The organism is Nisaea sp. (assembly GCF_965216895.1).
GTDB lineage: Bacteria > Pseudomonadota > Alphaproteobacteria > Thalassobaculales > Thalassobaculaceae > Nisaea.
The window spans coordinates 499,689-522,667 of sequence record NZ_OZ244205.1 but is presented as its reverse complement, the minus strand read 5'-3'; the positions used below and the strand labels follow the sequence as shown (position 1 = coordinate 522,667).

Genomic DNA, 22,979 nt, shown 5'->3' with positions numbered 1-22,979 from the left:
GGCCGAACAGGCTCAAACCGGGGGTATTCCGCCGCGGATTCCGAAGTTGAGCAACCCCATCCAGAAGCGCTCGAGTTCGCGGTAGGTCTTGCTCGATTCGGTCAGCCGCTCGGGACTGCCGTCGGCCTCGCCCAGTTCCGCCGCATGGCGATCGAACATGTCGGAGACGAAACTGCAAAGCTCAAGCCCCTTGTCGGAGAGCTTCACCCGGATCGACCGGCGGTCATGAGCCGAGCGCTCCTGCACCAGATAGCCATTCTCGACCATCTTCCGAACGTTGTAGGACACATTGGAACCGAGGTAATAGCCGCGGTTCGTCAGTTCACCGACAGTCAGTTCCTCGCTACCGATATTGAAAAGGATCAAAGCCTGGATGTTGTTGATGTCCTCGATCCCTTTACGGTCGAGTTCCATTTTCACGACTTCGAGAAACTGCCGATGAAGTCGTTCGATGAGTTTGATCGCTTCGAGATACTCGTTCTTGATCACAGACGGGTCCGCCGCAGTTAGGTTCGGTGTCGTCTCGCCGTGCATTGGCTTCCGAACTCCGAATTAGATTAGAATTCGCAACAATAATGCCATTCTTGTAGCGTTAAATACGCCAAATACGCAACCTAATTGCCACGCAGCTTCTTGAAGACCGCAGAGAAATCAAGGGCGCCGTGCCCTTCCTCGACGAAGGCAGCATAGAAATCCGCAGCCTTTCTCCCCATTGGAGTTGTGGCTTTTGCCGACTCGGCTGCCTGCTGGGCCAGGTCGAGATCCTTCAGCATCATGGCTGCGGAAAAGCCCGGGAGGTAATCGCGGTTTGCCGGCGAGGTCGGGACCGGCCCGGGGACCGGGCAATAACTCGTCATGGCCCAGCACTGGCCGGAAGACTTGGAACTGATGTCGAAGAGCTTCTGCCGGTCCAGACCAAGCTTGTCCGCAAGGGCGAAGGCTTCGGAAACCGCAATCATGGAAATTCCGAGCACCATGTTGTTGCAGATCTTTGCCGCCTGACCGCTTCCGCTGGCTCCGGCATGCACCACCGTCGCGCCCATGATGTCGAGCAGCGGGCGGGCCTGCGCAAAGGCCGCATCTTCCCCGCCGACCATGAAAGTCAGCGTTCCGGCCTCGGCCCCGCCCGTGCCGCCGGAGACCGGGGCGTCGAGCATGGCGAAACCTTTCGCGGACGCATCCGAGGCCACTGCGCGGGCGGTATCGACATCGATGGTCGAGCAGTCGACGAACAGCGTGCCCGCCGCAGCGTTCGGAAAGACGCTCTCGTCATAGACAGACCGAACATGCTTTCCGGCAGGCAACATGGTGACGACCACGTCGGCGCCGGCAACCGCACTGGCTGCGCTGGACGCCGGGGTGCCGCCCGCCGTTTCCAGCTTTTCAAGGCTGTCCGCGGAAAGGTCGAAGCCGCGGACATCATGCCCCGCCGCCACAAGATTCCTGGCCATCGGAAGGCCCATATTCCCGAGGCCGATGAAGGCGATGATCGTCATGTTCCCTGCTCCCTGTCTTGCCTTATTCCTTGCGCGCGCATGTCCCGTCAGGTGTCAAAGCATGGCCTTGCCGTCGCCCGAGAAATACGCCTCGATCATCTCGCTCCCGACCGCATCGAGGCTGGCGGGCGACCATTTCGGCGCCCGGTCCTTGTCGACGAGAAGAGCCCGGACACCTTCAAAAAAATCTGTTCCAGCGAGAAAACTCTGCACCAGAGCGAACTCGTTTTCGAGATCTTCGGCAAGGCTGGCACAACGCGCCCCGCGGCGCATCAGTTCCAGCGTCATCTTCAGGCTGGTCGGCGAGCGCGTTTCGAGGAGATCAGCCGTCTTGCCCGCGAATGCGCTGCCGTCCTCACGGAGCGCGGCCAGGATCTCCTCGACGCTGTCATACTTGAAGCAGGCGTCGATCACCTCCCGGTGCTCCGCGAGGGGAGCGTCCCCGATGGATCTGGAAAATTTGCCGAGCACCGCCGCTATCGCATCGGGAAGTTCGTCTCCGGACGGCAGATCCGCCAGAGCGTCGCGCAACGCGTCGATCTTGTCGCTCGGTACGTAATGTGTCGCCGCCTCCGCATAAAGACAGTCGGCCGCCTTCACGGGAACCCCGGTCAGCGCCAGATAGGTTCCGATCTCCCCGGGGCAACGCGGCAGGAACCATCCGCCGCCGACGTCGGGGAACAGGCCGATCCCCGTTTCCGGCATGGCGAAAAGCGTGCGCTCGGTGACGACGCGGAAAGTGCCGTGCACGGAGATACCGACCCCGCCGCCCATCGTCACTCCGTCCATCAGCGCGACATAGGGCTTCGGAAATTCGGAGATCGTCCGGTTCAGGCGGTATTCCTCGCCGAAGAATTCCAGCATGAACCGTGTGGGAGCACCGTCCTTCCCGTCCTCGAGACGCGAGCGGCGCACCGCGACGACGTCGCCGCCGGCGCAGAACGCCTTCTCGCCCGCGCCCTCGACCAGGATCGCCCCGACCTTCGGGTTCTCGGCCCAGCCATCGAGATGTTTCTGCATCCCCCGGATGACCTCGAGGGTCAGGGCATTCAGGGCGCGCTGCCGGTCCAGGGTGATCCAGCCGAAGCCGCCCCGGACGTCAAACCGTACGTCGTCAGTCATTCCGTCCAATCCGCAAGGAGTTTCCGCGCGATGATCACGCGCATGATTTCATTCGTGCCTTCGAGAATCTGGTGAACACGAAGATCGCGCACCAGCCTTTCGAGCGGGAAGTCGCCAAGATATCCGTATCCACCATGGATCTGCAGTGCCTCGTTGCATATCCGTGAGCAAATGTCGGTGGCGAAGCGTTTTGCCATGGCGCAGTGCTTGGTCGCCTGTGGATCCTTCCGGTCGAGGCTGTCCGCAGCCCGGTGCACCATCAGGCGCGCCGCGTCGAGCTCGGTCGCCATGTCCGCGAGCTTGAACTGGATCGCCTGGAACTCGTTCAGCTTCTTGCCGAACTGCGCCCGGTCGCCGGCATAGGACAACGCGGCTTCCAGCGCCGCGCGCGCACCGCCGAGGGAACAGGCGGCGATGTTGATCCGTCCGCCGTCGAGTCCCGCCATGGCGATCTTGAAGCCGTCACCCTCATTGCCGACGAGATTGTCGCGCGGCACCGGACAGTCCTCGAAATTGACCATCGAGGTATGTTGGCTGTGCCAGCCCATCTTCCGCTCCTTCTTGCCGAAGGAGAGGCCGTCGGCACCTTTCTCGACGAGGAGACAGGAAACGCCGCTGGCCCCCTCGCCGCCGGTGCGCGCCATCACCGCATAGACATCGCTCGTCGGGCCGCCGGAGATGAAGGCCTTGGCCCCGCTCATGCGGAACGTGCTGTTGCCTTCGGGAACCGCCCTGGTCTTGAGCGACGCCGCGTCGGAGCCGGCGCCCGGCTCGGTCAGGCAATAGCTCGCCATATGCTCCATCGTCGTCAGTTTCGGCAGGAAGCGGCCCCGCACCTCGTCCGAGCCGAAGCGGTCCACCATCCAGGAGACCATGTTGTGGATCGAGATATAGGCGGCCGTCGAGGGACAGCCCGCAGAGAGTTCCTCGAAGATAATCGCCGCGTCGAGCCGGGTCAGGCCGGAGCCGCCATGCTCCTCGCCGACATAGATCCCCGCGAGACCGAGTTCCGCCGCCTTGCGGATCTCCTCGACCGGGAAGATCTCCTCCTCGTCCCAGCGCGCGGCATTGGGCGTGAAATGCTCGGCGGTGAAGGCGCGAGCCATGTCCTGGATCGCGCGCTGTTCTTCGTTGATCTGGAAATCCATCCCCTGTCTCCCTCGCCCGCTTGCTTCATTTCCGAGCTTGCCTCACGGGCGGCGGATCATAGGGGGGCAAATTGTCGCGTTCAATGCCCGTGCCCCGGCTGCGACAAGCGGTGTCTTTTCACCGGACCGGCTCCGCTTTAACATCGGACCGGAGAGAATCGCCCGCTGGTGACAAGAACAAGGCAGAGATCAATGCCCCTGAACGGAACCGCCCCGCATGCCGCCGCACAGCAGAGCAGCACGAGCATGGCGCCGGGCTTCCCGACGATCCGCATGCGCCGCAACCGGCAGACCGACTGGTCGCGCCGTCTCGTCGCCGAGAACCGGCTTTCGGTCGACGACCTGATCTGGCCGGTCTTCGTGCGCGTCGGCCACGGCCTCGAGGAGCCGGTCGAATCGATGCCGGGGGTGAAGCGCTATTCCGTGGACAGGATCGCCGAAGTCGTCTCCGAGGCGCGCGCTCTCGGTATCCCGGCGGTCGCCCTCTTCCCCTTCACCGAGCCCGAGTTGAAAGATCCGACAGGCAGCTATTCCGAGCGCGACGACAATCTGGTCTGCGAGGCGGTGCGCGCGATCAAGAAGGACGTGCCGGACATCGGCGTGATGTGCGACGTCGCGCTGGATCCCTATACCAGTCACGGCCATGACGGCGTGCTGGAAGACGACCGGATCCTGAACGACGAGAGCGTCGAGATCCTGGTCCGCCAGGCGCTCGCCCAGGCCCGCGCCGGCTGCGACATCATCGCGCCGTCCGACATGATGGACGGCCGCATCGGCGCGATCCGCCGGGCGCTCGACGCGGACGGCTTCCAGAACGTGCAGATCATGGCCTATTCGGCGAAATACGCCTCCGCCTTCTACGGCCCGTTCCGGGACGCGGTCGGCTCCTCCGGCACGCTCGGCAAGGCGAGCAAGTCGACCTACCAGATGGACCCCGCGAACAGCGACGAAGCGATCCGCGAACTGGCGCTCGACATCGCCGAGGGCGCCGACATGGTCATGGTCAAGCCGGGCATGCCCTATCTCGACATCGTGCGGCGCGCGAAGGACACCTTCTCGATGCCGACCTACGCCTACCAGGTGAGCGGCGAATACGCGATGATCTCGGCAGCCGGCCTGAACGGCTGGATCGACCGGGAGCGGGCGATGATAGAGAGCCTGCTCGGCTTCAAACGGGCCGGCGCGGACGGCGTCCTGACCTATTTCGCGGTCGAGGTCGCGCAGCGGCTTAAGGCGGGATGAAGGTTACTATTCCGCACGCCTCACACAACATAACGGAGAAATAACGCACCCCGCAGCACAACCGCAGGAACCCAATCCCGGGTCAATCCTTGCGGAGGTGCAAATCAAATGACTCATATCGCGAGAATCGGAAGAAAGTTCGAGCTGCTGGGTCTGGCGACGGCAGCCCTCTCACTGGTTGCACTCAGCGGCCCCGCTTGGGGCAACTCGATCTTGCCGTCTCAGGAAACGCAATCGGCCTTGGAACGTCTTTCGACGCAACAATCCGAAAAGACGAGCCTCGAAATCTACGAGAAGCAGGACCTGAAGTCCTTCAAGGTTCCGCCTGATAAGCTTGACGACCCCTGGTCCGTCAAGGGTTCGGAAACGGCTAGTACGAACGCTACCGAGGACGTTCCGATCGCAGTGCCGAATTCCATGTTGCTCATGCTGGAGCCGAACACGACATCGAGCGAAATCCAGGCGCTTCTGAAAAAATTCAATGCAAGCGTCGTCAAGACATTTCCAAGCCTCGGTTCGGTCCTGGTCGAAACCGATTTGTCTCACTATTTCGCAACCAGGCTCGGCGACAACCATGCCAATGACGCACTTCTCCGCGGACTGACGTCATCGGCGGAAGCCTTTGCCGCGGATCCCAGGGTAAAGAGCGCGACCCCAGACCTGCTCTTGCGCGACAAACGGGTCACGAACCTCCTGACGCCAGCCGATGTCGTCCTGGCGAATCCCGGCGCAACGAGTGAAATTGTCGACTGGGGTATGGGCGATGTCGAGGCCGACCGGATATGGAGCATGCCCGGCGCCCTCGATGGAGCCGTCATCGGCGTGATGGACGCCGGCTTCAACCGGCATGAAGACCTTGTCTTCATGGGAATTCCGCGAGCGACACCCATAAACGATCACGGCAACCATGTCGCCGGAATCGCTTGCGCCCGGCACAACAATTCAAAGGGGATCAAGGGAGTCGTACCAAACTGTTTCATCCGGCCGCGCTCGGGCGAATTTTTCGTCGATGACGCGACCGGAGGCAATGTCGTGCGTTTCCTCGTCCGTTTCAGCGAGATTCTCCGGTCGCTGCTTCAGTTCGTGGAATCACAGGACGACGTGAAGGTCTTCAACCTAAGCCTCGGATACAACTGGGGACCGAATTTCGGAATCAATCCCGATGCGCCGGATTCGGGCACCTGGCGGGGCCTGGTTACCCAACAGGGTGTGTTCATGCTGTCTATCCTCGAACTCGCGACCGCGAACAACAAGGTGATCTACTCGGCAGCCGGCAACGACAGCAGCGGGCTCTCCGACCCGATCGATGCCCGTTTCGCCAGTCCGTTCAACTGGGCCGCGATCGAAGCACGCAAAACCGGACGCTCCTTCAACGGCGTTATCGTTGAGGCTCATGACCGGACCGGCAATCGCGCTGGTTTTTCAAATGAGAAGGGACATATTTCGTGCCCCGGTGTGGATGTCTTCAGCACAGTCGCCAAGGACGAAAACAACCAGGTCTCGGACATCGCCTACGGCACGATGAGCGGCACTTCGATGGCCTCCCCCTATTGTGCCGGCGGTCACATCCTCTTCTCGCTGGTCCGCCCCGGCTATTCCGGCGCGGAAATCGTCAACTGCCTTGAATCCTCGACGGCGAAGAGCGACAGCGACACGCCAATGTTGAGACTGGAGGAAGCGGTAAGCCGCTGCCCACCCAAATGATTCCCCTAGGGAGGCAAGCCTCCCTGCACGGCGAACCCTAAAAAGTTCGCTTCGCCTGAGCATCTTCGAAACCGCCGGTGTGGAGAAGATGCTCCCTTTCTTTCAGTCGCCCAGCCCCCGTTTCAAAACCTCATTCAATGCCGCGGCAAGACGGGTCCCGGCTTTCACAAGATACCCGTCTCTTCCAGAAACCGCTCCGCCATGCGCAGGTGCCAGCTGCCCCCGTCGTGGAACCCGACATGGCCGCCGTCGAGCGGCAGCAAAGGGGTCAGGCGCGGGTTGGCCGCCCAGTCGACATCGAGATAGATCCCGCCCGGGATCCAGGGGTCGTTCAGCGCGTGGACGACCAGCGTCGGCGCCGAGATCCCGCCGAGGAACCCCTTGGCCGAACTCTTCGCGTAATAGTCCCGCGCGCCCTCGAATCCGTTCCGGGCGGCGATATGCCGCTCGTCGAATTCGACTGTGGTGCGCGCACTGCGGACGGCCGCCTGCTCGTCTGCCGAGAGGCCCGGAGTCGCCAGCGCTTCGCGCTTCATGCTCTTCAGCAGCCAGTTGTGGTAGAGACGGTTGCGCGGCTGGATGAAGCGCTCCGAGGTCCGGGCGAGATCGATCGGCGCCGAGACCGAAACCGCCGCCGCGACGTGCGGACGCGCCCGTTCCCCCAGATATTTCAGCATCATGTTGCCGCCGAGCGAGACGCCGTAGAGCACGAAGCGTGCGGCCACGCCCGACGCCGCGAGCTGCGTCAGCACCGCATCGAGATCCGCCGTTCGTCCGGCATGATAGGAACGCGTACAGTCCACCCGCGTCGGACCGGCGCCGCGGAGATTGAGACGCAGAACTCGCAGCCCGGCGGCAACGAAACAGCGCGCCGCATCGCGGACGTGGAAACTGTCCTCGCAGCCGGTCAGTCCGTGAATGACGACGACGAGCGGCGCCTCTTCCAGAGGCGATGAAGGTTCCTCGAGACTGCCACTCAACCGGTCCCCGCTGCCGTCCTCCATCGGGAAAGACAGGCGCTCGGAGCGCACCGAACCGATACTGGGGGTGCCTCCTGCAATGAAACTGCGCAGGGTCTGCAGATGCGCGCCGGCCCAGGGCATGGCCGCGCGAAACGGCGGATAGGCCGGATTGTCAGGAAGCATCGGGCGCAGCGCCGTCTTCGGTTTCGTCGCCGTCCCCGACCGGTTCGAACTGCATCAGCCATTCGTGGACCGCGGCGATCTGCACCTCGTCCATCAGCGCCGGCGCGTGACCGCAGCCCTCGAACTCGATCAGGTCCGCCTTGGGGCCCCGCTCCGTCATCTCCTCAGCGGTCTCCCGCGTCAGGAGGTCCGAATCCGCGCCGCGCAGCACCAGGGTCGGGCATTCGATGGCATCGTAGACCGCCCAGAGATCGACATCCTCGAGCGGCCCGTCGAAGGCGTTGCCGATCGCCGGATCGTAATGCATCCGGTAGGTTCCGTCCGGCTCGCGCACGACGCTGTGCTGCGTCATCTCCGACCAGTCGGCGTCGGAAATGTCGCCGAAACCGGTGAGCGTCTCGCGCAGATAGGCCGCGGCGGCGTTCAGGTTCTCGAAAACCGGCGGGTCCTTCACGTACTCGCCGATCCGCTCCAGCGCCGCTTTCGGAATGAACGGGCCGACATCGTTCAGGATCAGACGCTTGATCGGCCCGTCTTCGCGCGCCGCCAGCAGCATGCCGATGATCCCGCCCATCGAAGTACCAAGCCATTCGACCTCGGTCAGCCCGCGATAATTCAGCAGCCCGTCGGCATGACGCAGATAGGTTTCGAAATTGTAGCCGTCCTTGTTGGCGAGCCAGCCGCTCCGCCCGCGCCCGGCGACGTCGATCTCGATGCAGCGGATATCCCGGCTGACGATGCGGGCGAAGGCGTCGAAATCACGGCCCTGCCGGGTCAGGCCGTGGGCGCAGATCAGCGAACGCGGCAATGCGCGGCCTCCCCAGTCGGTGAAGGCGAGCCAGATGGTGCCGTGATCGTCCTTGAAGGGAAAACTCCCCTGGTCCGGTCTCATGCGATGGCCTTTCGGATGTCCCGCGACATATTCCCAACGGTCGAAGCCACGTCAAGTATGGAGCCCCTTGCCCGCGGGTTCGATACTGCTAAGGTCCGCCGTCAGGAGCATTGGGAGGACTGACAATGTCCAACGCGGAAAAGGTCCGGGTGGTTCGGGCCGAGCAGCGGCACAGGGAGGACTGGCGCCGTCTCTATGACGGCTATGCCGCTTTCTACAAGGTGCCGATGACGGACGAGATCGCGGACAGGGTCTGGGGCTGGCTGCACGATCCGGCGCATGTGCTGAACTGCCTGATCGCCGAGGATGCGGACGGCAGGGCGATCGGGCTCGCCCATATCCGTGCCATGCCGCGCCCGCTTTCCGGCGCCGAGTGCGGCTTTCTCGACGACCTTTTCGTCGATCCGCAAGCGCGCGGCAAGGGCGTGTTCGAGGCGCTCTTCGCGGCGATGGACAAGATGGCGCAGGACAATGGCTGGGCGATGGTCCGCTGGCTGACGCAGGAATTCAACTATCGCGGCCGCTCGGCCTATGACCGCATCGCGACCAAGACGCCCTTCATCCTCTACCAGCGCGAAACGCCGCAAAGCTGAACCGCCTGACTGAAACGAAGCGGAGTGAGAAATGCCCTATACGATGATCGTCGCGCTCGCCATCCACATCGTTTCGGCGGTGATCTGGGTCGGCGGCATGTTCTTCGCCTATTCCGTACTCCGCCCCTCCATGGGCACGCTGGAGCATGCGCCCGACCGGCTCCGCCTCTGGCGCGCGGTCTTCGCCCGCTTCTTCCGCTACGTCATCATCGAGATCGTGCTGTTGCTCGGCAGCGGCTACTGGATGATCTTCATGGAATATGGCGGTTTCGGCGCGGTCGGCCTCCATGTCCATATCATGAACCTGACCGGTCTACTGATGATGGCGCTCTTCGCGCATCTCTGGTTCGCGGAATGGAGCAAATTCCGCCGCTTCGTCGATGAGGAGGACTTCCCGGCGGCGGGGGCGCGGCTGAATCGCATCCGCATGATCGTCGCGACCAATCTCGGGCTCGGCTGGATAACCATCATCATCGGGGCGACCGGTCGCTATTGGGGATAGCATTCATGCCGGGCTGCGGCTTGCCCGTCCCGGCGCCATCCCGTACAAATCGCCCGCTGAACCGGTAACGAAATAAAGAAGGACTTAAGCGCATGGCAGCGTCAGGAGGCCCCCTTTCCGGGGTGACGGTGGTCGATCTCTCGCGGATCCTCGCAGGGCCCTATTGCACGATGATGATGGCCGAGCTCGGCGCCCGGGTGATCAAGGTGGAGACGCCGGAGAGCGGCGACGACGCCCGCCATTACGGCCCCTTCATCAACGGCAAGTCGGCCTATTTCCAGTCCGTCAACCGGGGCAAGGAAAGCATCGCGCTCAACCTGAAGGAAGAAGGCGACAAGGCGATCCTGGACAAGCTGCTGGAGAAGGCCGACCTGATCGTCGAGAACTTCCGGCCCGGCACCATGGAGAAGCTCGGCTTCGGCTGGGAGCGGCTGCACGAGAAGTTCCCGAAGCTGATCTACGTCTCCGCCTCCGGCTTCGGCCATTCCGGCCCCGACATGTACCGCCCGGCCTATGACATGGTCGTCCAGGGCATGGGCGGGATCATGAGCATCACCGGCCACGAGGGCGCGCCGCCGACCCGCATCGGCACCTCGATCGGCGATATCGGCTCCGGCCTCTATGCCGCGATCGGCGCGATGTCCGCGCTCGTCCACCGGGGCGCCACCGGCGAGGCGACCAAGATCGACATCTCCATGTTCGACTGTCAGCTTGCGCTGCTGGAAAACGCCATCATGCGCTATTTCGTCAGCGGCACCGCGCCGGGTCCGCTCGGCGCCCGCCATCCCTCGATCACGCCCTTCGAGGCGTTCGAGACCCAGGACGGCTACATCATCATTGCCGCCGGTAATGACGGACTGTTCCACAAGATGGCCGACGCCCTCGGCAAACCGGAATGGAAAACGGACGAGCGCTATGCGACCAACGATCTCCGGAGCCAGCACCAGGCGCATCTGAAGATCGAGATCGAGGCGATACTCGGAACCAACACCACCGCCCACTGGGGCGCAATTATGGATGAAGCGGGCGTGCCGAACGGCCCGATCAACAATGTCGGCCAGGCGGCGGAGCATCCGCAGGCCGCCGCCCGCAACATGATCGTCGAAGTCGAGGACCCGGTGACCGGGGTGATGAAGATCGTCGGCAACCCGATCAAGCTGACCGCGTTCGACGACCCGAACACCCGTGTGCCCGCGCCGAACCTCGACCAGGACCGCGAGCGCATTCTGAAGGAGCTGGGACTATGAACCTGATGCGCACCGATCTCGATTTCTCGAGCGAACCGCCTCTGACCCCGAACACCGATCCCTACGCGCTGGCGAAGGCGCTGTCGGGCCGCCACCTGATCGGCGGCAAGCTGGTGCCGGCCAGGTCCGGCAAGAGCTTCGAGGTAATCGACCCGGCGACCGGCACCGTCATCGGTTTCGGCGCCGAGGGCGACGCCGAGGACGTGAACGCGGCTGTCGAGAATGCCGCGGCGGCACAGACGGACTGGGCCGCGATGCGGGCCCGCGACAGAGGCGCGCTGATCCACAAATGCGGCGAGGTGTTGCAGGACCATGTCGAGGAGCTCGGACGCCTGATCGCGCTCGAGACCGGCAAGGCACTCAGGACCGAGAGCCGCGTCGAGGCCTCGATCCTCGCCGACGCCTTCCTCTTCCATGCCGGCCTCGCTTCCGAGCTGAAGGGCGAGACCGTGCCGCATCACCCGGAGATGCTGACCATCACGGTGCGCGAGCCGATCGGCGTCGTCGGCGCGATCATCCCGTGGAACGTGCCTCTGCTGCTGATGGCGCTGAAGATCGCCCCGGCTCTGGTCGCGGGCAACACCGTCGTGGTGAAATCCGCCGAGGAAGCGCCGCTGACCGTCCTGCGGGTCTGCCAGATCCTTGCCTCGGTGCTGCCGGCCGGCGCCTTCAACATGCTCTCCGGCTTCGGCCCGGAATGCGGCGCCCCGCTGGTCGCCCATCCGAAGGTCGGCAAGGTGACCTTCACCGGCTCCGTCGAGACCGGCAAGATCGTCTACAAGACCGCGGCCGAGAAGCTGATCCCGGTCACGCTGGAACTCGGCGGCAAGAGCCCGATGATCGTGATGAAGGATGCCGACATCGACAAGGCCATCGGCGGCGCCGTCACCGGCATGCGCTTCACCCGCCAGGGCCAGAGCTGCACCGCCGCCAGCCGCATGTTCGTGCATGCCGACGTGCATGACGAATTCGTCGCCAGGTTGCGCGAGAAGGTCGATGCCATGGTGATGGGCGATCCGCTCGACGAGAAGACCGATATCGGCACGATCATCTCGCCGGAACAGTTCGCCAAGGTGAAGGCCTATATCGACCACGGCAAGGGCGAGAAAGGCGCGGAAGCGGTCGAATGCTCCGCCATGCCGACCGACCCGAAATTCAAGGACGGTCTGTTCGTCCGCCCGGTCGTCTTCCTCGGCATGACCAACGACAGCAAGCTCGCCCGTGAGGAGATCTTCGGCCCGGTCACCTGCGTCCTGAAATGGACCGACGAGGAGGAGGTGCTGGCCGCAGCAAACGACAGCGACTACGGCCTCGCCGCGACGGTCTGGACCAATGACCTGAAGGCGGCGCTGACCTTCACCGAGAAGCTGCAGGCCGGCTTCGTGCAGGTGAACCAGAACCTCGTGGTGCAGCCGGGCCTCTCCTATGGCGGCATCAAGCAGTCGGGCATCGGCAAGGAAGCAACGCTGGAAGCGATGCTGGAGCACTTCACCAAGAAGAAGACCATCATCTTCAACAAGACCTGACCGCCTCGCGGTCAAAGACAGGAACCGGGGGAAGCCGATGCCGAGATGGGTGAAACGTCTTGCCATCGGCGTCGTCCTCGCGGTTCTCGGTCTCAACTTCGCGGCCGCCGGGTTCCTGATCTGGCTCGGCGGTTCGTTACCGCAGACCGAGGGCGAAAAACGTCTCCCCGGCCTCTATGGGCCTGTCGACATCTCCCGCGACGATGCGGGCGTGCCTCTGATCCGCGCCGGCTCGCTGGAGGATGGGTATTTCGCGCTCGGATTCGTCCATGCCCAGGACCGGCTCTGGCAAATGGAATCGATGCGCCGGATCGGTGCCGGACGCTTCGCTGAGATTGTCGGCAATCTGTCGGAAACCCTTGGCGAGCAGGTCTTCCCCTTCGACCGTTTCACCCGTGGCCTCGGCTTCTATCACCGCGCCGAAGCGGCATATGCGCGCGCCACGCCGGAACTGAAGAGCGCTCTCGAGCGCTATGCCGCCGGGGTGAACGCCTTCCTCGAGTCCCGCGACGGCCCCCTGCCGCCGGAATTCATCGCCCTGTTCCACGAACCCGAGCCCTGGCGTCCGGCGGACAGTCTCGTCTGGCAGCAACTCATGGCCTTCCAGCTCGGCAGCAACTGGGCGGACGAACTGACACGGCTGCGCATGGCCGAGGCGGGGCTCGAGCCGGGACAGATCGCCTTTCTCTTTCGTCAGGCGGGTGAGTTGCTGGAACCCGAGAGCGGATTCAAACAGGGCCTGATCGCCCCGGACATGCTCGATCGCGCAATCCGCTTCGCCGCCGCCCTGCCAGCGGCCCTCGCCCCCCAGGGTGCCTCGAACGCCTGGGCGATCGCCGGTGCGCGGACCGAGAGCGGCAAGCCGCTGCTCGCGAGCGATCCGCATCTGAGACTCACAAATCCGAATCTCTGGTATCTCGCACGTATCGAAACGCCGGACGGCCTGCGCGCCGGCGGCACCGTGCCTGGCGTGCCGTTCCTGGCGCTCGGCCACAACGGGAACATCGCCTGGGGTTTCACGACTCCGCATGCCGACAGCCAGGACCTCTATATCGAGCAGCTCGATCCCGCCGATCCCGGGCGCTATCTCGCGCCGGACGGGAGCCGGGTCTTCGAGACCCGCGAGGAACATTTCCGGATCGGTTCGAGAGAGGTGACGGAGACCTTCCGTTCAACCCGCCATGGCCCGGTGATATCCGATATCTGGAGCCCGGCCGGACGCACGGACGACAAGGCGGTTCTTGCTCTCGCCGCGCCATCCTTTGCCTCGGACGAGCGGACTGCGGAGGCGTTCCTTGCACTCGGCGCTGCAGGTTCCGTTCCCGAAGCGCTCGATATCCTGTCTGATTTCTCGAGCCCGGCGCAGAACGTCACGCTCGCCGACACGGAGGGAAACATCGCGCTAACCCTCGCCGGCCGGTTCCCGGAACGGCGGAACGGTGACGGCTTCATGCCGGCGGACGGGGTGCGCGCGCACGGCGACTGGACCGGCTGGGTCGAGCGGTTCCGCCTGCCCCGTTTCGTCAACCCGCCGGAGGGCTTCGTCATCCAGGCGAATGACCGGATCCCGCCGCGAGATCCGGAACTGCAGCTCGGCCGCGAGTTCGAGGCGCCGTTCCGGGCGGAGCGCATCCGTGCGTCGATCGAGGCGATGGGAGCGCAGGCGAACAGGGACCAGCAGCGCGCGCTGCAGATGGACCAGCTCTCCCTGGACGTTCCGCTGGTGCTGGACCTGCTGCTTCCACGCCTGGAGTCTTCCGCGCTGGATGCCGCCGCCTCCGAAGCGGTCGGGCGTCTCCGCGCCTGGGACACCCGCATGAACCGGAACCGGCCGGAGCCGCTCATCTACACGCTCTGGACGACGCTGCTGCACCGGGAGATCTTCGGCGACGAACTCGGACACCTGCTCGGGAACTATCGCCGCATCCGCCCGCACATGTTCGACGCCGTCCTGACCGAGGCCCCCGAATGGTGCGACGACATTCGCACGGATATCGTCGAACCCTGCGAAAGCGCCATCCGGAAGAGCCTCGAGGAGACCGTGACACGGCTGACGGCGAAATATGGAACGGATCAGTCCGCATGGCTCTGGGGACGGACCCACGTCGCCGAATTCCGGCACCTGCTCTGGTCACGCGTTCCGGTCCTCCGCGACCTGCTCGGTGCCGATCCCGCGACGGACGGCGGCGATTATTCGGTCAACCGCGGCAGCCCGAGCCAGCGGATCTCGGACGGCGATTTCAGTTTCCCGCACGTCCATGGTGCCGGTTTCCGGGCGGTCTACGACCTCTCGGATCTCGATGCCTCGCACTTCAGCACGGCCTTCGGGCAGTCCGGCAACCCGTTCTCGGAACATTATCAGGATCTGGCCGCGCCTTGGGCCGACGGGCGCTATCGCGCGCTCGGGCCACGCCCGATGCCCGGCAGCCGGACTCTCGTTCTCAAACCGGAATAAGACGCCCTAGAAACGCAGGCGTGCGCCGAGCATGAAGTTCTGCGTGAAACCGGAAATATCGTCCTGCGAACGCAAGCGCTGTTCCGCGTGCCCGGTATAGAAGGCGCGGTACTCCGTGAAGAAATCCCAGTTTTCATCGATCGAATAAGAGGCACCGAACCCGAGTTCGAAGGCAGGCGACAGTTCGTCCTGACGGTCGAGACCGGTGCTGTAGGCAAGCCCCACACCCGCGATCATGTGCGGACGCACGCCGCTGTCCGCGACAGGATCGAAGGCATGATCGAAATAGATCGAGAGGACATCGCCGCTGCCGTACGGATCGGGTCCGCGCCCCAGTCCGATCTGGCCCGTGGGTTCCCCGAGATCCGAATAGCGGAAGGAAAAGGTGTAACGCTCACCCGCGCGGTATTCGTCGAGGCTGCGGCGATCCGGGTCGTTCGTCCCGAATGTCGTGTCGGATTCGACCAGTCCGTTGCGGTCGGTCTCGGCGCCGAGGAAATACCAGGATCTATGGGGCTCACTGCCGGCTTTGGGCGTGGTTGACTGGGAAAAGGACGGAGTCGCCCATACCCCGATCACGGAGCTCAGCACAGCACACGTCAGAATACGGTCAAGGCAGGACATTTCTAGTCCCTCCAACAACACTGCGTTCCCGGTGAGCCCCTTAATTCTCCCGTGAACGGCGCCGAATTTCGCCTCCCCGCTTGCCCGGACTCTTAGCATGCTCTAGCAAATGCGGAAATCCAAATCAGCGTCACGTGAACAGGACTCCGTGATCCGAATCTCAGGCAAGATCGGGGCCACGCCATCAGGAGCAGCGATATGGGGTTACCCGTCTCCTTCGAAGACATTGAAAAGGCCGAAAAAAACCTTGCCGGGAAAATCCTGCGGACGCCGGCGATCGACGCTCCCTCCCTCGGCGAGGCGCTCGGCGTTGAACTTTCCCTGAAACTGGAAAGTCTGCAGCAGACCGGCTCCTTCAAGGCACGCGGCGCCTACGTAAAGCTCGCCAGTCTCTCGGAAGAGGAGCGCGCACGCGGCGTGATCGCCATGTCGGCCGGCAACCATGCCCAGGGTGTCGCCTATCACGCGACGCAACTCGGCATCCGCTCGACCATCGTCATGCCGGCGGCCACGCCGTTCACCAAGGTGGAGAAGACCCGCAACTTCGGCGCCACTGTCGTGCAGCACGGCGCCACACTTGCCGAGAGCCGCGAAAAGGTCGAGGAACTGATCGCCGAACACGGCTATGTCCTGATCCATCCCTATGACGATCCGCTGATCATCGCCGGACAGGGCACCGCCGGGCTGGAACTGATGCGCGACATGCCGCATCTCGACACGCTTGTGGTGCCGATCGGCGGTGGCGGCCTGATTTCCGGCATCTCCATCGCGGCCAAGCACTTAAATCCCGCGATCGAGATCGTCGGCGTGCAGACCGAACAGTATCCTTCGATGTACGAGGCCCTGCGCGGCCTTCCGCCGAGTTCCGGCGGCGAGACCCTCGCCGAGGGTATCGCCGTGAAGACGCCGGGAAAACTGACGATCGAAATCTGCCGCGCGCTCGTCGAGGACATCATTCTGGTCGGAGAGGTGGAGATCGAGCGTGCGGTGAACGGCTGCGCCGAACATCAGAACCTGGTCGCCGAAGGCGCCGGCGCGGCCGGGATCGCGGCCATCCTGAAGGCACCGGAGCGTTTCGCCGGCCGAAAGGTCGGGACCGTGATCTGCGGCGGCAATATCGACCAGCGGATGCTGGCGACGGTGCTGCTCCGAGGTCTCTCGCGCCACGGCCGCCTCGCCCGGTTGCGCATCGACATCTCCGACCAGCCCGGCACCCTCGCCCGGGTCGCCGCCGTGATCGGCGGGGCGAGCGCGAACATCGTCGAGGTCCACCACCAGCGCATGTTCCAGGACGTGCCGATCAAGAAGGCCGAACTGGAAGTGCTGATCGAAACCCGGAATCCGGACCATGTGCTGGAAATCGTCGCCGCGCTCAACGAAGCCGGGCTGAAAACCCGGGTGATGAGCAACATGGCGATGGAACAGGCCCCGCTCTGACGCTAGCCGAGGATCTGGTAGGCCCCTCTGTAATAGAGCAGCGGTTCGGCGTCGGCCGCGACCGGCCCGAGCCGCTCGACCCGGCCGACCAGGATCGAGTGATCTCCACCTTCATGCACCGCATGCAGTCGACAATCGATCGCGGCCAGCACGCCGTCGAGGACCGGAGCACCCGTCACCCAGGTTTCGTGCGGCACGCCCTCGAACCGGTCGCCGACATCGGAGCTGAAGCGGACCGAGATTTCCGCCTGGGACGCCGCCAGGATATTCACGGCAAAGCCCGTTCCGCCGACGAACGCATCATGACAGGCGGCGTCACGCCCGAGACAAACCAGCACGAGCGGCGGATCGAGCGAGACCGAGGAGAAGGAACTGGCAGTGAATCCGGCATACCCGGCGTCGTTCGCGGTGGTCACGACGGTCACGCCGCTGGCAAATCGTCCCACTACATCCCGGAAGTGTTCGGCATTTACGGACATTGCGCTCCCCGGTTCCAAAACGGTCGAATGCAGCATCGGCGGTTCCTCGTGACCGCCTGCAGCCCTCCCGGTGACATTGCGCAATCCGCACCGTAAATCAAATGTTTACCCCTTGTTGTTTACAAAATACCGAAATTTGAGAGATATTACGCTTTGGTGTTTCTCGATATACGTTCAGGAATCCTAACCGCGCGGAGAATTACATGCTGGTGATCGTCGGGTGGGTCGTCGTCACTGTCTGTGTGATCGGCGGATATATGGCGATGGGCGGCAAGCTGGGACCGCTCTGGCAGCCGTTCGAACTCGTCATCATCGGGGGCGCCGGCGTCGGCGCGTTCATTTGCGCCAATCCCAAACACGTCCTCGGCCAGGCCGGCCGCGGTTTCGGGGCCGCGCTGAAGGGGCCGAAATACTCCAAGGACGATTATCTCGAGCTGCTCAGTCTGATGTACGCGATCTTCAAGCTCGCAAAGACGAAAGGCATGCTCGCGATCGAATCCCATATCGAGAGACCGGAGGAGAGTTCGCTATTTCAGGCCTTTCCAAAATTCTCGTCGGACCACCATGCGCTGGAATTCCTTTGCGATTATCTCCGCATGATGACGCTCGGGACCGACAACCCGCACGAACTTGCCGACCTGCTCGATGAAGAGCTTGAAACCCACCACGCGGAAGACGCCGCGGTCGCTGGCGCCTACCAGACCATGGGTGACGGGTTTCCCGCGCTCGGGATTGTCGCGGCCGTGCTTGGCATCATCAAGACCATGGGCTCGATCACCGAACCTCCCGAGGTACTCGGTAAGCTGATCGGCGGCGCCCTCGTCGGCACTTTCCTCGGCATCCTCCTCGCCTACGGTTTCGTAAGCCCGCTGGCGGCCACGATGGGCCGGACGTTCGAAGCCGACGCGAAATATCTGGGATGCATAAAGGCGGGACTTCTGGCCCATGTCTCCGGTTATGCGCCGGCCGTCTCCGTCGAATTCGCCCGCAAGACGCTGTTGTCCAAGGATCGTCCGTCCTTCTTCGAAGTCGAGGAGGCCGTCGCAGCCTTGCCGCCGGTCTAGTACGGACCGATATGGGCATGCAGAACGCAATCAAGGCGGCGCGAATTGATTTCGCCCGCCGGCCAATCGGGAACACGAGAGCTTGGACAACCACGCCAGCATAGTCATCAAGAAGGTCAAGAAGGGTGGTCATGGCGGACACCATGGCGGCGCCTGGAAAGTGGCCTATGCCGACTTCGTGACCGCGATGATGGCCTTCTTCCTGCTCCTCTGGCTGCTCAACGCGACCACCGAAGAGCAGAAGATGGGCATTTCCAACTATTTCGACCCGACGGCGATCTCGCGCTCGACGCGAAGCGGCTCAGGCGGCGTGCTCGGCGGGACGTCTATCACGGTTCCCGGTGCCCTGAAGTCGGCATCCTCGCCACCCATGATCTCCACGCCCCAGGTGGCGCGCCCGCAGGCGGAGCGCACGGAATCGACCGATCCCGATTCCGACGACCCCGAGAACATCGAATCCCGCCTCGGCAGCGAGGACGATGCGGAGGGCCTGATCAGCGCCGAGGACCTGGAGAAGCTGCTCGAGGAACGCGAAGCGGCCCAGTTCAAGGCGGCGGAGCAGATGCTGCGCAAGGCGATCGAAGAGTCCGAAGACCAGGAAATCCAGAAGATGGTCGAGGATGGCGGCCTGCAGATCGACCAGTCGCCGGAGGGGCTGCGCATCCAGCTGCTCGACCAGGAGAAGACCGCCCTCTTCCCCCTCGGCAGCGCCGACATGTTCGAGCAAACCCGCAAGCTGCTGGCGAAAGTCTCCGAAATCATCGCCAAGCTGCCCAACAAGATCAAAATCTCCGGTCACACCGACTCGCGACCGTTTCCGCCGGGGGCTACCTATACCAACTGGGAACTGTCCGCCGATCGCGCGCTCTCGAGCCGCCGCGCGCTGATTTCGAACGGAATCCCGGGCGAGCGCGTGGCCCAGGTCGTCGGTATGGCGGACACCGATCCGATCGAGCCGAACGACCCCACAGCGCCCAGCAACCGTCGGATCAGCATCGTTCTGCTGCGGACCGATTTCAGCGATCAGGCGGCCAGCGCCGCGGCGGCCGGACGACCTCAGGAACCGGTGGTACAGCCGACCGAGACCACTCTGCCGACACTCCTGCCGGACAACGGCTCGGCCTTGCCGCCGGTCAGATCCGGAGGCTGACCTTTAGCCGATGTTCAACAGTCTCAGAGCCCGCCCGCTGGCCTTCTTTCACACGCTGCCGATGCCCTGCCCCTATCTGCCGGGCAGAACGGAGCGCCGGCTGATTGCGGACATTTCGAGCCGGCGCGGCCAGCATGCGCACGACTCTCTGGCAAAGGCAGGGTTTCGCCGCACCCAGCATCTGACCTACAGGCCGGCCTGTCCCGGCTGCAATGCCTGCCACCCGGTCCGCGTCCGGACGGCCGATTTCCGCTGGTCCCGGACCTTCCGCAAACTGCTGAAACGCAACGCGGACCTGATCGCGCGGCCGGTCCAGGCGATCGCCACGCGAGAGCAGTTCGCGCTGTTCCACACCTACCAGCAGGGCCGGCACGGCGACGGCGAGATGGCGATGATGGATTTCGCCGACTATGCCGAGATGATCGAGCGCTCGCCGATCGAGACCTATCTGATCGAGTATCGCGACGCGGCACAAAAGCTGATGGCGATCATGCTGGTGGACGAGCAGGCCGACGGCCTTTCCGCCGTTTACAGCTACTTCGACACGGACGACGCGACCCGTGGCTTCGGCACCTACATGGTGCTCGATCTGGTGCAGCGCGCCGCCGCGCGCGAGCTGGACTACGTCTATCTCGGCTACTGGATTCCGGACTGCCGCAAGATGGCCTACAAGACGAAATACCGGCCCTATGAACTGCTGACGCCGGAGGGCTGGGTCGAGGCGAGCCCGACGGAGTAGACCGCCGGCCCCGCGTGCGCCTCTTTCATATCGAAATTGAAATGCCCGGATGCACGGGGCTTTCCCGTTCGGCGAAGCGCGGCGTGTCGTCCGGGACGGCGGCGCGCAACCACTCCGTACGGTCTGCGCTCACGTAAACCGTGCGGGACGCGGGAATCCGGTCGGCGGCATCTTGCCGGCACCGGCGCGTTTGCCGCGCCAGGTCGTAAGGTCCGTCTCGGTCCGCGTCCGGCCACCTTGCAGGCTCCAGGAAAGCCCTTCCTCTGCCTTGAGGAAGGTGATGTCGCCGAGCTTTCCGTCGCGATAGCGCTGCAGGATCACGCCCTTGCCGCGCGCCATCTCGGGCACTTCGGAGGTCTCGAAGACGAGCAGCTTGCGGTTGGTGCCGACCACGGCGATCAGGTCGCCCGCGACCGGCAGGCAGACCTGCGCTTTCGCGCCACTGCCGGGATTGAGCACCTGTTTCCCCGCCTTCTTCTGCGCGATGACGTCGTCGCTGTTAACGATGAAACCGCGTCCGTCGGAGGACGCAAGGAGCAGGCGCTGTCCCTGGCGATGCGGCAGGATGGCGACGATATCCTCCTCGTTGCCAAGATCGATCATCAGGCGCAGCGGTTCGCCATGGCCTCGGCCTTTCGGCAGCTTGTCCGCCGCGACCGTAAAGAAGCGTCCGTCGCTGGCGAAGATCAGGATCTTGTCCGTGGTCTCGGCACGGACCAGGAACTTGCCCTCGTCGCCTTCCTTGAATTTCAGGTCGGTATCGTCCGCGATATGGCCCTTCATGGCGCGGACCCAGCCCTTTTCGGAGCAGATGACCGTGATCGGCTCGCGTTCGATGATGGCTTCCATCGGGATCACCACGTCCGCCGGCGGAGCGCCGACTTCGGTCCGGCGGCGGCCGAGATCCGTGGATTTGGCGAAGTTGCGGCGGATCTCGGAAATCTCGCTCGAGACCGCCTTCCAGCGCAGCCCCTCGTCGGCGAGCAGAGCCTCGATCTCCGACTTCTCGGCTGTCAGCTCCTCGAATTCCTTGCGGATCTCGATCTCTTCCAGCTTGCGCAGGCTGCGCAGCCGCATGTTGAGAATCGCCTCGGCCTGACGCTCGGTCAGCTCGAAGCGCGTCATCATCTCGTCCTTCGGATGATCCTCCTCGCGGATGATGCGGATCACCTCGTCGATATTGAGATAGGCGATCAGGTAACCGCCGAGCACCTCGAGCCGGTCCTCGATCTTGCCCAGACGATGCCTCGAACGCCGCACCAGCACCTCGTGCCGGTGATCGAGGAAGGCCTTCAGGGTTTCCGGCAAAGACATGACGCGCGGCGTCTGCTCTGCATCGAGCACATTGAGGTTCAAGTTGAACTTGATCTCTAGATCGGTCTGCCGATAGAGGCTTTCCATCAGCACTTCGGGATCGACGTTCCGGCTTTTCGGCTCGATCACGACCCGCACGTCGGCGGCGGACTCGTCGAGGATGTCACCGAGCATGGTCAGTTTGCGGGCCTGCAACAGCTCCGCGATCCGCTCGATCAGGCGCGACTTCTGTACCTGGTAGGGGATCTCGGTGATGACGATCTGCCAGGTGCCGTTCTTCAGCGGTTCGACCTCGTACCTGGCACGCAAGCGGAAGCTTCCACGGCCCGTCCGATACGCCTCGATGACCTGCGCCCGGTCCTCGACGAGAATGCCACCGGTCGGGAAGTCCGGCCCCGGAATCATGTCGACCAGGGTCTCCATGCGCGCCTCGGGATGCTTGATCAGATGCAGCAGCGCGTCACACAACTCCTCGACATTGTGCGGCGGAATATTCGTCGCCATGCCGACCGCAATGCCCTGAGACCCGTTCGCCAGCAGGTTCGGAAAGGCTGCCGGCAGCACCACCGGCTCGCTACCCTCGCCGTCATAGGTCTGGCGGAAATCGACCGTGTCCTCGTCGATTCCGCGCAAGAGCAGCTCCGCGACCTCGGTCATTCGCGCTTCGGTGTAGCGCATGGCCGCCGCGTTATCACCGTCGATATTGCCGAAATTGCCCTGACCGTCGACCAGCGGATAGCGAACCGCGAAATCCTGCGCCAGTCGCACCATCGCGTCATAGATCGCCGCATCGCCATGCGGGTGGAATTTACCCATGACGTCGCCGACGACACGGGCCGACTTCTTGAAGGCCTCGTCCGGCGAGAGCCGGAGCTGGCGCATCGCAAAGAGCAGGCGGCGGTGCACCGGCTTCAGGCCGTCACGAACGTCCGGCAGCGAGCGCGCCATGATCGTGGAGAGGGCATAAGCGAGGTAACGTTCGCTCAACGCATCGCCGAGCGGGGTTTCCCGAATGTCAGGCAGCATGGATCTTGTGGACCTTCATCTAACGATACGCGAGATATTGTATTCGAGCGGGTCAGCCCTTCCAAGGGAAGAGA

20 protein-coding genes are annotated in these 22,979 nt (G+C 63.7%); 11 read left to right on the top strand and 9 right to left on the bottom strand.

The window, feature by feature from the left end:
• Positions 1 to 12: 12 nt before the first annotated feature.
• The 4 genes from ACOOE1_RS02460 to ACOOE1_RS02445 form a co-directional block, all read right to left on the bottom strand.
• On the bottom strand, positions 13 to 534 hold the full coding sequence (locus ACOOE1_RS02460; RefSeq protein ID WP_420404759.1) for a MarR family winged helix-turn-helix transcriptional regulator: 522 nt from the start codon (positions 532 to 534) through the stop codon (positions 13 to 15).
• Positions 535 to 614: 80 nt separating this feature from the next.
• Complete coding sequence (gene mmsB / locus ACOOE1_RS02455) at positions 615 to 1,496, bottom strand: 3-hydroxyisobutyrate dehydrogenase (RefSeq protein ID WP_420404758.1); 882 nt, start codon at positions 1,494 to 1,496, stop codon at positions 615 to 617.
• Between the two features lie 54 nt (positions 1,497 to 1,550).
• Positions 1,551 to 2,618, bottom strand: coding sequence for an enoyl-CoA hydratase/isomerase family protein (locus ACOOE1_RS02450; protein WP_420404757.1), 1,068 nt, complete (start codon positions 2,616 to 2,618; stop codon positions 1,551 to 1,553).
• Positions 2,615 to 3,766, bottom strand: coding sequence for an acyl-CoA dehydrogenase family protein (locus tag ACOOE1_RS02445; RefSeq protein ID WP_420404756.1), 1,152 nt, complete (start codon positions 3,764 to 3,766; stop codon positions 2,615 to 2,617). The genes ACOOE1_RS02450 and ACOOE1_RS02445 overlap by 4 nt, the downstream gene beginning before the upstream one ends.
• Positions 3,767 to 3,958: 192 nt before the next feature.
• On the opposite strand from ACOOE1_RS02445, the gene hemB reads away from it, so the two are divergent.
• The gene (hemB, locus tag ACOOE1_RS02440; RefSeq protein WP_420404755.1) at positions 3,959 to 5,008 is read left to right on the top strand and encodes a porphobilinogen synthase; all 1,050 of its coding nucleotides are present in this window, start codon (positions 3,959 to 3,961) and stop codon (positions 5,006 to 5,008) included.
• Between the two features lie 108 nt (positions 5,009 to 5,116).
• Positions 5,117 to 6,712 carry a S8 family peptidase gene (locus tag ACOOE1_RS02435; RefSeq protein WP_420404754.1) on the top strand — a complete coding sequence of 532 codons (1,596 nt, stop codon included), beginning with the start codon at positions 5,117 to 5,119 and terminating at the stop codon, positions 6,710 to 6,712.
• 164 nt (positions 6,713 to 6,876) lie between these two features.
• Here ACOOE1_RS02435 and ACOOE1_RS02430 read toward each other — a convergent pair whose 3' ends face one another.
• The gene (locus ACOOE1_RS02430) at positions 6,877 to 7,857 is read right to left on the bottom strand and encodes a YheT family hydrolase (RefSeq protein ID WP_420404753.1); all 981 of its coding nucleotides are present in this window, start codon (positions 7,855 to 7,857) and stop codon (positions 6,877 to 6,879) included.
• Positions 7,847 to 8,749, bottom strand: coding sequence for an alpha/beta fold hydrolase (locus ACOOE1_RS02425; RefSeq protein WP_420404752.1), 903 nt, complete (start codon positions 8,747 to 8,749; stop codon positions 7,847 to 7,849). The genes ACOOE1_RS02430 and ACOOE1_RS02425 overlap by 11 nt, the downstream gene beginning before the upstream one ends.
• 125 nt (positions 8,750 to 8,874) lie before the next feature.
• Here ACOOE1_RS02425 and ACOOE1_RS02420 point away from each other — a divergent pair, with 125 nt between their 5' ends.
• The 5 genes from ACOOE1_RS02420 to ACOOE1_RS02400 all read left to right on the top strand — a co-directional run bounded on the left by ACOOE1_RS02420 (position 8,875) and on the right by ACOOE1_RS02400 (position 15,072).
• Positions 8,875 to 9,342 (top strand): GNAT family N-acetyltransferase, encoded by a 468-nt coding sequence (locus ACOOE1_RS02420; RefSeq protein WP_420404751.1) that lies wholly within the window; start codon positions 8,875 to 8,877, stop codon positions 9,340 to 9,342.
• A gap of 31 nt (positions 9,343 to 9,373) precedes the next feature.
• Entirely contained in the window at positions 9,374 to 9,844 is a 471-nt protein-coding gene (locus ACOOE1_RS02415; protein ID WP_420404750.1) for a CopD family protein, read from the top strand.
• A gap of 92 nt (positions 9,845 to 9,936) precedes the next feature.
• A complete protein-coding gene (locus ACOOE1_RS02410) occupies positions 9,937 to 11,091 on the top strand; it encodes a CaiB/BaiF CoA transferase family protein (RefSeq protein ID WP_420404749.1) in 1,155 nt (384 codons plus the stop codon).
• Positions 11,088 to 12,617: an aldehyde dehydrogenase family protein gene (locus ACOOE1_RS02405; protein WP_420404748.1), complete on the top strand. Its 1,530-nt coding sequence runs from the start codon at positions 11,088 to 11,090 to the stop codon at positions 12,615 to 12,617. Before ACOOE1_RS02410 ends, ACOOE1_RS02405 begins: the two co-directional genes overlap by 4 nt.
• A gap of 37 nt (positions 12,618 to 12,654) precedes the next feature.
• Positions 12,655 to 15,072: a penicillin acylase family protein gene (locus tag ACOOE1_RS02400; RefSeq protein ID WP_420404747.1), complete on the top strand. Its 2,418-nt coding sequence runs from the start codon at positions 12,655 to 12,657 to the stop codon at positions 15,070 to 15,072.
• Positions 15,073 to 15,078: 6 nt separating this feature from the next.
• Here ACOOE1_RS02400 and ACOOE1_RS02395 read toward each other — a convergent pair whose 3' ends face one another.
• Positions 15,079 to 15,696, bottom strand: a complete 618-nt coding sequence (locus ACOOE1_RS02395) for an outer membrane protein (RefSeq protein WP_420404746.1) — start codon at positions 15,694 to 15,696, stop codon at positions 15,079 to 15,081.
• Positions 15,697 to 15,894: 198 nt separating this feature from the next.
• Here ACOOE1_RS02395 and ACOOE1_RS02390 point away from each other — a divergent pair, with 198 nt between their 5' ends.
• Entirely contained in the window at positions 15,895 to 17,133 is a 1,239-nt protein-coding gene (locus tag ACOOE1_RS02390; protein WP_420404745.1) for a threonine ammonia-lyase, read from the top strand.
• Between the two features lie 2 nt (positions 17,134 to 17,135).
• Here ACOOE1_RS02390 and ACOOE1_RS02385 read toward each other — a convergent pair whose 3' ends face one another.
• Positions 17,136 to 17,612 carry a flavin reductase family protein gene (locus ACOOE1_RS02385; RefSeq protein WP_420404744.1) on the bottom strand — a complete coding sequence of 159 codons (477 nt, stop codon included), beginning with the start codon at positions 17,610 to 17,612 and terminating at the stop codon, positions 17,136 to 17,138.
• Positions 17,613 to 17,815: 203 nt separating this feature from the next.
• Between ACOOE1_RS02385 and motA the strand changes: the two genes are divergently transcribed.
• From motA to ACOOE1_RS02370, 3 genes are all read left to right on the top strand, one after another.
• Positions 17,816 to 18,676 (top strand): flagellar motor stator protein MotA, encoded by an 861-nt coding sequence (gene motA / locus ACOOE1_RS02380; RefSeq protein ID WP_420404743.1) that lies wholly within the window; start codon positions 17,816 to 17,818, stop codon positions 18,674 to 18,676.
• A gap of 82 nt (positions 18,677 to 18,758) precedes the next feature.
• On the top strand, positions 18,759 to 19,826 hold the full coding sequence (locus tag ACOOE1_RS02375; protein WP_420404742.1) for a flagellar motor protein MotB: 1,068 nt from the start codon (positions 18,759 to 18,761) through the stop codon (positions 19,824 to 19,826).
• Between the two features lie 10 nt (positions 19,827 to 19,836).
• Positions 19,837 to 20,565, top strand: a complete 729-nt coding sequence (locus ACOOE1_RS02370; RefSeq protein ID WP_420404741.1) for an arginyltransferase — start codon at positions 19,837 to 19,839, stop codon at positions 20,563 to 20,565.
• A gap of 129 nt (positions 20,566 to 20,694) precedes the next feature.
• Here ACOOE1_RS02370 and parC read toward each other — a convergent pair whose 3' ends face one another.
• The gene (parC, locus tag ACOOE1_RS02365) at positions 20,695 to 22,905 is read right to left on the bottom strand and encodes a DNA topoisomerase IV subunit A (protein WP_420404740.1); all 2,211 of its coding nucleotides are present in this window, start codon (positions 22,903 to 22,905) and stop codon (positions 20,695 to 20,697) included.
• Positions 22,906 to 22,979: the final 74 nt, after the last annotated feature.